The organism is Promicromonospora sp. NPDC060204 (assembly GCF_042728455.1).
Taxonomy (GTDB): domain Bacteria; phylum Actinomycetota; class Actinomycetes; order Actinomycetales; family Cellulomonadaceae; genus Promicromonospora.
Map to the genome: position 1 here is coordinate 1 of NZ_JBHWZO010000275.1, position 7,893 is coordinate 7,893.

The following is a 7,893-nucleotide window of genomic DNA, read 5'->3' on the forward strand; positions in this document are numbered from 1 at the left end:
ATACATCCCCCGCCCCCCCCCTACACAAACCCCCCCACTCGGGTCGGCCGGGCCTTTTGTGTATACGCCCCAGTATCCCCTGGGGGGGGGGGGGGGGGGCCCCCCCGCCCCCCCGGGGGGGGCGCCACGCGGCGTGGTCACTGCGCGTTGTCGGCCAGGATCCGGTCGCCCAGCTCCTGCGCCTCCTGCAGGGCGGTGGCGGCGTCGGTCTCGCCGCCCAGGAACTTCTCCAGGGCGGGGATCAGGGCCTTACCCTCGACGTCGGACGCGCCGGGGATGTTCGAGCGGACCTGGGCGTACTCCATCGTCTCGATGAAGGCCTGGTACCGGTCGTCCTTCGTGAAGTACGGGTCGTTGGCCGCCTCGATGTTGGCGGGGATCCAGCCGGAGATCTTGGCGAAGTCCACGCCGTTGGCGGGCTGCGTGGTCCACCACTTCATGAACTCCCAGGCGCCGTCCGGGTTCTGCGCCCCGCTCGGGATGACCAGGCCGAACCCGCCCATCCCGGCGCCCTGGTCGCCGTCGGGGCCGACGGGCGGCTGCACGATGCCGTAGTCGACCTCGGCCTCGTCCAGCGCGGTCAGCGCCCACGGCCCGTCGTACTTGATGGCGGTGGAGCCCTCCGCGAAGGAGTCGACGCCCTCGCCGAAGCCCGGCTCGTACACGCCGGCGTCCAGCAGGCTCTGCCAGAACTCCAGCACCTCCAGGCCCTCGGGGCTGTTGAAGGCGGTGGTGGCGCCGTCGTCGCTGAACATCTGGCCGCCGGCCTGCCGCAGCCAGATGTTGAACAGGCCCGGGTCGTCCAGGGCGAAGCCCGCGACGGACAGCTTGCCGCCGTCGCGCTCGGTGACCGCCTCGGCCGCCTTCTTCAGGGAGTCCCAGTCGGTCGGCGGCTCGACGCCGGCGTCCGCGAGGAGCTCGGTGTTGTAGAAGAGCGACCGGTTGTCCACGAGCAGCGGCAGCCCGTAGGTCTCCCCCTCGACCACGAGCTCGCCCATGGCCTGGTCGTAGAACTGGGCGGTGTCCACGCCGTCGGCCGCGATGTACTCGTCGAGCGGCGCGAGCGCGTTCTTGGGCACGTACAGCGGGGTGTTGTACCGGTCCCAGAGGACGACGTCGGGCACGCTGCCGGAGGCGAGCGCCGTGAGCAGCTTCTCCTCCACGAGCTCCTGCCCGACGTACTTCACCTCGTACTCGTCCTGGGCCTCGTTGAAGGCGTCGGCCTGGGCCTGGAGCTGCTTGGCCTGGGCGCCCGACCAGGAGCCCCAGAAGGTGACCTCCTCCGGACCGCCGCCGGAGCCGCCGTCCGACGCGCTCCCGCAGGCGCCCAGGGTGCCCATCAGAACTGCTGCCGCGGCGAGTGCCCCGGTGATACGTGCTGCAGACCTCATGACTCTGCTCCTTTGCAGGGTGCTGGTCACTTCGTCCCCGAGTGGGCGAAGTTCTCGATGATGTAGCGCTGGGCGACCACGAAGACCAGCAGGACCGGCAGGCTCGCCAGGATCGTGCCGGCCAGCAGCGGCCCGTACTGCGTCTGGTACTCGTTGACGTACCCGGCCAGGCCCACCTGGACTGTGAGCATCTCCGGGTCGTTGAGCGCGATCAGGGGCCAGAGGAAGCTGTTCCAGCCGGCCTGGAAGGTGAGCACGCCCAGTACCGCCAGGCCCGCGCGGGCCAGCGGCAGGTAGATGTTCCAGAAGATCCGGAACTCGCTCGCGCCGTCGATGCGCGCGGCGTCGCCGAGCTCGTCGGGCAGCGCCTGGAAGAACTGCCGCATGAAGAACACGGCGAACGGCCCGGCGGCGAACGGGACGAGCACCGCGCCGTAGCTGTTGATCAGGCCCGCCCCGCCCTCGCCGAACAGGTCGTTGCCGCCCGCCAGCGGGAAGTGCCGCAGCACCAGGAACGTGGGGACCATCGTGATGATGCCGGGCACCATCATGGAGCCGAGGAACAGCGAGAAGACCACTCCGCGGCCGCGGAAGTGCAGCTTGGCCAGCGCGTACCCGGCCAGGCCCCCGAAGAACAGGTTGGTGACGACGCCGCCGAGCGCGATGACGGCGGAGTTGGCCAGGTACCGGCCGAACGGGCCGTCGGTGAACAGCGCGACGTAGTTCGCGAGGGTCGGGTTCTCGGGGACCACCTGGAGGTAGGACGAGAGGATCTCGCCTTCGGGCTTGAGCGACGTGGACAGCGTCCAGATCAGGGGCAGCACCGTGGTGACGCTGATCAGGACGACGGCGAGCGTCCAGACGACCTTCCCGGTCAGGACGCGGGCCGTCAGCGGCCGGGACGTGGTGAGCTGCTGCGGGGCGGGCGCCGGGGCCGACGCCGGCGCGGTGGCCAGCGCGCTCATCGGTCGTTCTCCCGTCCGGTGGCGCGGGCGTTGGCGACCGAGAACACGAGGATCACCAGGAACAGCACGAAGGACAGCGCCGAGGCGTAGCCCATCTCCAGCCGCCCGAAGCCCCGGTCGTAGATGTAGTAGACGAGGGTCAGCGTCGAGTTGCCGGGCCCGCCCTTGGTCAGCACGTACGCCTGGTCGAACACCTGGAACGCGGCGATGAGCAGCAGCGTGAGGATGAGGAACGTGGCGCGGGAGATGGAGGGCCGGGTCACGTGCCAGAACACCCGGAACGCGCCCGCGCCGTCGACCCGGGCGGCGTCCACGAGCTCGCCGGGCACGCCCTGCAGGGCGCCCAGGTAGATGATCATGTTGGCGCCGAAACCTGCCCAGACGCTCATCATGACGATGGCGATCATGGCCCAGCGGGACTCGTACAGCCACGCCGGCCCGTCGATGCCGAACCAGCCGAGCACCGCGTTGAGCAGGCCGTACTGCGGGTTGAGCAGCCAGAACCAGATGGCCGCCGTCGCCACGGTCGAGGAGACCACCGGGATGTAGAACAGGGTGCGGAACACGCGGGCGGTGCGCGTGCTGCGGTTGAGCAGCAGCGCGGTGCCCAGCGCGACGAGCAGCCCGGCCGGCACGTACAGCACCGTGTAGAGCGCGGTGTTGCGCACGGCGATCCAGAAGATCGGGTCGCCCGCGATGCGCGCGTAGTTGTCCAGGCCCACCCACTCGAAGTCGCCGATGACGGCGTAGTCGGTCAGGCTCAGCCCGATCGCCATGACCACCGGCAGCAGCAGGAAGATCACGAACAGCACGACCGGCACGGCCAGGAAGATCCAGGCGGAGATGGTCTGCTGGCGCCGGGTGGCGCTCACGGCGGCGCTCACGGTGCTGGTTCCGGGGCCGGGGCGGGCGCCGGCGCCGGACGGCGGTGGGTGCGCAGGCCCGCCGTCTCCAGCGCCAGCTCGCAGAACATGGCGTTGGCCCAGGAGAACCACTCGCGGGTCCAGGTACCGGGGTCGTCCACGTGGAACGACTCGTGCACCGCGCCCGTCCCGTCGTCGGTAGCCAGGATCAGGTCCAGCAGGGCGCGGCGCTCCGCCGGGTCCGTGCTGGTCAGCCCCTGGATCGCCAGGGCGATGGGCCAGACGTGGCCCTCGGGCGTGTGCGGGCTGCCGATGCCCGACGCCGCCGAGCCGCTGAAGTAGTACGGGTTCGCCGGGCTGAGCACCAGGTCGCGGGTCGCGGTGTAGAGCGGGTCGTCCGCGCGGCACCAGCCCGTCAGGGGCAGCGCGAGCAGGCTGGGCGTGTTGGCGTCGTCGGCCAGGAGCACGCCGCCGCGGCCGTCCACCTCGTACGCGTACACCGGCGCGCCGTCGGGCCCGGTCACCACGCCGTGCTCGCGGATGCCGCGCTCGATCTCGCCGCGCAGCTCCGTGGCCGAGGCAGCCAGGTCGGCGTCGTGCAGCACCTCGGCGGCGAGCTCCGCGAGCTGCCCGAGCGCCGTCGCCGCGAGCGCGTTGCCCGGCACGTTGTAGCCGTACGTGCAGGCGTCGTCGCTGGGCCGGAAGCCCGCCCAGGTCATGCCCGTGTGCGAGACCTCGGGCCCGCGGCCGCCGCGCACGAGCGTGTCGGTGGGCGGGCAGTCGGTGCGCTCGAAGGTGTACGACGACGCCTCCTCGTGCCGCTGCTCGGTGCGCCACAGGTCGATGACCGTGCGTCCCACCCGGGCGAGGTCGGCGAGGTGGTCGGTGCGGCCGGTCGCGACCCACAGGTCGTGGGCGAGCTGCAGCGGGTAGGCCAGGGAGTCGATCTCGTACTTGCGCTCCCAGACCCAGGGCGACTGCCCGGTCTCCGGGTGCCCCGTCTTGTCGCGGTGCCCCGCGCCCGTGGGGCCGTCGTTGAACGCGTTGGCGTGCGGGTCGCGCAGGATCGAGGCCTGCTGCCGCCGCGAGACGGCGGCGATCGTGTCCGCGAGGCGCTCATCGCGGTCGACCAGGTGCAGGAACGGCGCGAGCTGCGTCGTCGAGTCCCGCAGCCACATCGCCGGGATGTCGCCGGTGATCACGAAGGCGGTGCCGTCGGGGTGGAGGGTGATCGTCCGGGCGAGCGTGTCCGCCATGCAACGGCCCACGGCGTCCGCCACCTCGCCGCCGAGCCGCTCGCCCACCTTCGCGACCAGGTCCGCCAGGACGTCCGGGTCGTAGAGCGCGGTACCGGACGCCGGTGCCGCGCTGCCTGTCACGTAGCTCATTCGAACCCCATCGTTCGGTCTGCTGTCGTACTTCTGCTGCCCGCCGGACCCACGCTGGCCCGGCCTGCGGTGAACAGTAGGAGCGAATAACTCCTATGTCAACGTTAGTATTAGAGGTAATAGTGGAAGACGGCGACGGGGCGGTCGCGGAATACTCGTCAGTGCCCGCCCTCGACGAGGAGGGCGGCCGTCTCGACGAGGAGCAGCCATGCCAGAGCGCGACACCTCCCCCGGCCCCACCGCCGACCTGTTCGTCGGCGGGCAGCACGTGCCCGCGGAGGGCGGCCGCTACACCGACTTCGTCCGTGCCCTGACGGGCGAGCCGATCGCCCGGATCGCCGCCGCCTCCGTCGCGGACGCGAACCGCGCGGCCGACGCCGCCGCCGCGGCACTGGAGGGCTGGTCGGGCCTGCCGCCGGCCGCGCGGCGCGCGGTGCTCCAGCGGGCCGCGGGGCTGCTGGCCGAGCGCGCGGACGAGATCGCCGCGGTGATGGGCCAGGAGATGGGCGCCACGGGGCCGTGGTGCGCGTTCAACGTGCACGTGGCCACCGGCATGCTGGCCGAGGCCGCGGCGCAGGCCTACTCCGCCGTCGGCGAGATCATCCCGTCCGACGTCCCGGGCCTGACCGCGTACGGCGTGCGGCAGCCGGCCGGCGTCGTCGTGGGCATCGCCCCGTGGAACGCGCCGCTGATCCTGGGCGTGCGGGCGATCGCGATGCCGCTCGTGCTCGGCAACACCGTGGTGCTCAAGGCCTCGGAGCAGACGCCGCGCACCCAGGCCGCGATCGTCGACGTGCTGCACGACGCCGGGGCGCCCGCCGGCGTCGTCAACCTGATCAGCAACGACCCGCAGGACGCGCCCGCGATCGTCGAGGCCCTCGTGGCGCACCGCGCCGTGCGGCGCGTCAACTTCACCGGTTCGACGCGGGTGGGCCGGGTGATCGGCGAGCTCGGCGGCCGGTACCTGACCCGGGTCCTGCTGGAGCTCGGCGGCAAGGCGCCGTTCGTCGTCCTGGCCGACGCCGACCTCGCCGAGGCGGCGGCTGCCGCGAGCTTCGGCGCGTTCATGAACCAGGGCGAGATCTGCATGTCGACCGAGCGCGTGATCGTCGACCGTTCCGTCGCGGACGACCTCGCCGCGCGGCTCGCCGCCCGGGCCGCCGCCCTGGCGGTGGGTGCCCCGGACGATCCGGAGGCGCAGGTCGGCCCGATGGTGCACGCCGCCGCGCGCGACCACGTGCTCGACCTGGTCGCCGACGCCCAGCAGCAGGGCGCCGAGGTGATCGCCGGCGGCACGGCCGACAGGCTGTACCTGCGGCCCACCGTGGTGCGCGGCGTGCGGCCCGGCATGCGGCTGTACGGCGAGGAGTCGTTCGGCCCGGTCGTCGCGGTGATCGAGGCCGACGGCGCCGACGACGCGGTCCGCATCGCCAACGACACCGAGTACGGGCTGTCGGCCGCGGTGTTCAGCCGCGACGTGAGCGCCGCGCTCGACGTCGCGCGCCGCATCCGGTCCGGGATCTGCCACGTCAACGGCGCCACGGTGCACGACGAGCCGCAGATGCCGTTCGGCGGCGTGGGTGCCAGCGGGTGGGGCCGGTTCGGCTCGCGGGCCGCGATCGAGGAGTTCACCGAGCTCCGCTGGATCACGGTGCAGGCGGGGTCGCGGCCGTACCCGATCTGACGGCGGGCCCGGGTAGCCTGCGGCGGTACGTCCCCGACGAAAGGCCCTGGTCATGACGCGTGAGCTCCCCCTGGACGGTCGCACCGCCGTCGTCACCGGCGCCGCCCGGGGCATCGGCGAGGCGACCGCCCGGCGGCTGGCCGAGGACGGCGCGGGCGTCTTCCTCGTGGACGTCTCCCCCACCGTGCTCGACCTGCGGGGCGAGCTGCGCGCCGGCGGGTCCCGGGCGGCGGCGTCCGTCATGGACGTGGCCGACGAGGCCGCCTGGGCCGGCGCCGTCACCGCCTGCCGGGCGGACCTCGGCCGGCCGCAGATCCTGGTGAACAACGCGTACGCCGGGCGGGTGGCGTCGCTGGCAGACACGCCGCCGGAGAGCTGGGAGCACCAGATCCGGGTCACGCTCACGGGCGCCTATCTCGCGACGCGCGCGCTGCTGCCCGACCTGACGGCGTCGGGCAACGGGGCGGTGGTCATGGTGTCCTCCGTGCACGCGCACTTCGGGCTGCCCGGCCGGGCCGCCTACGCCTCGGCCAAGGCCGGGATGACGGGGCTGGCCCGGCAGCTCGCCGCCGAGTACGGGCCCGCCGTCCGCGTGAACAGCGTGCTGCCCGGGCCGGTGCTCACGCCGCACTGGGACGGCGTCGGCGAGGCGGAGCGCGCGAGCGCCGCGGCGGCGACGGCGCTGGGCCGGCTGGGCGAGGCGTCCGAGGTGGCCGACGCGATCGCCTGGCTGTGCTCCGACCGGGCGTCGTTCGTCACGGGGGTGGAGCTCAACGTGGACGGCGGCTGGAGCGTCACCAAGGAGTCGGTGTGAGAGGACCCGTGTGAGGGAACCCGGGTGAGGGAATCAGCGTGAGCGGTGGCCCGCCGTCGTCCTAGGGTGTGCCCATGACGACCGTGCAGCCTGTCCAGATCACCTTCGACTGTGCCAGTCCCGAGCGCGTGGGCCGGTTCTGGTGCGAGGCCCTGGGATACGTCCCCCCGGACCCGACGGAGGACGGCTTCGCCACGTGGGAGGAGTACAGCCTCTCGCTGCCCGCCGAGAAGCGGGACTCGTGGTTCGCCGCGAGCGACCCGAACGACGTCGGCCCGCGGCTGTTCTTCCAGCGCGTGCCCGAGGGCAAGGTCGTCAAGAACCGGGTGCACCTCGACGTCAAGGTCGGCCGGGGCCTGGTGGGCGACGAGCGCCTGGCCGTCCTGGAGTCCCACGCCGTCCGCCTGGAGGCGATCGGCGCGACGCGCGGGGTCCTGCTGCTGGCCGACGGTGAGAACGAGTCGTGCCAGAACATGCAGGACATCGAGGGCAACGAGTTCTGCCTGGACTGAGGCGAAGGGCTCTCCTGGTCGAGCTGGTCGAGGCCGACTGCCGACGCGGGGATGCGAACTGCCGACGACCGCTGAACCCTCTCTCCTTTGAGACCTAAGTTTCTTCGCTTTGAGGCGGCTCAAAGCGAAGAAACTTAGGTCTCGAAGGAGACGAGCCCACCGGGCGCCCGCGCCAGCCGACGTCGGACAGCACGAGCCGCCAGGTCGGCTGTCCCGACCAGATCGGCAATTCCGCCGACATCGGCAGTCTGCTTCGAGGTCGGCACAGGGCTGTGC

7 protein-coding genes are annotated in these 7,893 nt (G+C 72.3%); 3 read left to right on the plus strand and 4 right to left on the minus strand.

The genetic code is table 11. From position 1 onward, the window contains the following. Window positions 1–137 precede the first annotated feature (137 nt). From ACFWEJ_RS24630 to ACFWEJ_RS24645, 4 genes are read right to left on the minus strand one after another with little or no spacing between them, the layout of a single operon-like run. Window positions 138–1,391 (minus strand): ABC transporter substrate-binding protein, encoded by a 1,254-nt coding sequence (locus tag ACFWEJ_RS24630; protein WP_377231815.1) that lies wholly within the window; start codon window positions 1,389–1,391, stop codon window positions 138–140. A gap of 26 nt (window positions 1,392–1,417) precedes the next feature. Then, entirely contained in the window at window positions 1,418–2,356 is a 939-nt protein-coding gene (locus ACFWEJ_RS24635; RefSeq protein ID WP_377231816.1) for a carbohydrate ABC transporter permease, read from the minus strand. Next, window positions 2,353–3,240: a carbohydrate ABC transporter permease gene (locus ACFWEJ_RS24640; RefSeq protein WP_377231817.1), complete on the minus strand. Its 888-nt coding sequence runs from the start codon at window positions 3,238–3,240 to the stop codon at window positions 2,353–2,355. The genes ACFWEJ_RS24635 and ACFWEJ_RS24640 overlap by 4 nt, the downstream gene beginning before the upstream one ends. Continuing rightward, complete coding sequence (locus ACFWEJ_RS24645) at window positions 3,237–4,607, minus strand: glycoside hydrolase family 125 protein (protein WP_377231818.1); 1,371 nt, start codon at window positions 4,605–4,607, stop codon at window positions 3,237–3,239. The genes ACFWEJ_RS24640 and ACFWEJ_RS24645 overlap by 4 nt, the downstream gene beginning before the upstream one ends. Before the next feature lie 208 nt (window positions 4,608–4,815). Here ACFWEJ_RS24645 and ACFWEJ_RS24650 point away from each other — a divergent pair, with 208 nt between their 5' ends. From ACFWEJ_RS24650 to ACFWEJ_RS24660, 3 genes are all read left to right on the plus strand, one after another. Next, the gene (locus tag ACFWEJ_RS24650; protein ID WP_377231819.1) at window positions 4,816–6,291 is read left to right on the plus strand and encodes an aldehyde dehydrogenase family protein; all 1,476 of its coding nucleotides are present in this window, start codon (window positions 4,816–4,818) and stop codon (window positions 6,289–6,291) included. 52 nt (window positions 6,292–6,343) lie between these two features. Then, on the plus strand, window positions 6,344–7,105 hold the full coding sequence (locus ACFWEJ_RS24655; protein ID WP_377231820.1) for an SDR family NAD(P)-dependent oxidoreductase: 762 nt from the start codon (window positions 6,344–6,346) through the stop codon (window positions 7,103–7,105). A gap of 74 nt (window positions 7,106–7,179) precedes the next feature. Beyond that, a complete protein-coding gene (locus tag ACFWEJ_RS24660; protein ID WP_377231821.1) occupies window positions 7,180–7,617 on the plus strand; it encodes a VOC family protein in 438 nt (145 codons plus the stop codon). Window positions 7,618–7,893: the final 276 nt, after the last annotated feature.

Excerpts from the sequence above, each read along its gene's own strand:
- ACFWEJ_RS24630 (WP_377231815.1), bottom strand. The coding sequence starts at position 1,391 with ATGAGGTCTGCAGCACGTATCACCGGGGCACTCGCCGCGGCAGCAGTT.
- ACFWEJ_RS24635 (WP_377231816.1), bottom strand. The coding sequence starts at position 2,356 with ATGAGCGCGCTGGCCACCGCGCCGGCGTCGGCCCCGGCGCCCGCCCCG.
- ACFWEJ_RS24645 (WP_377231818.1), bottom strand. The coding sequence starts at position 4,607 with ATGAGCTACGTGACAGGCAGCGCGGCACCGGCGTCCGGTACCGCGCTC.
- ACFWEJ_RS24650 (WP_377231819.1), top strand. The coding sequence starts at position 4,816 with ATGCCAGAGCGCGACACCTCCCCCGGCCCCACCGCCGACCTGTTCGTC.
- ACFWEJ_RS24655 (WP_377231820.1), top strand. The coding sequence starts at position 6,344 with ATGACGCGTGAGCTCCCCCTGGACGGTCGCACCGCCGTCGTCACCGGC.
- ACFWEJ_RS24660 (WP_377231821.1), top strand. The coding sequence starts at position 7,180 with ATGACGACCGTGCAGCCTGTCCAGATCACCTTCGACTGTGCCAGTCCC.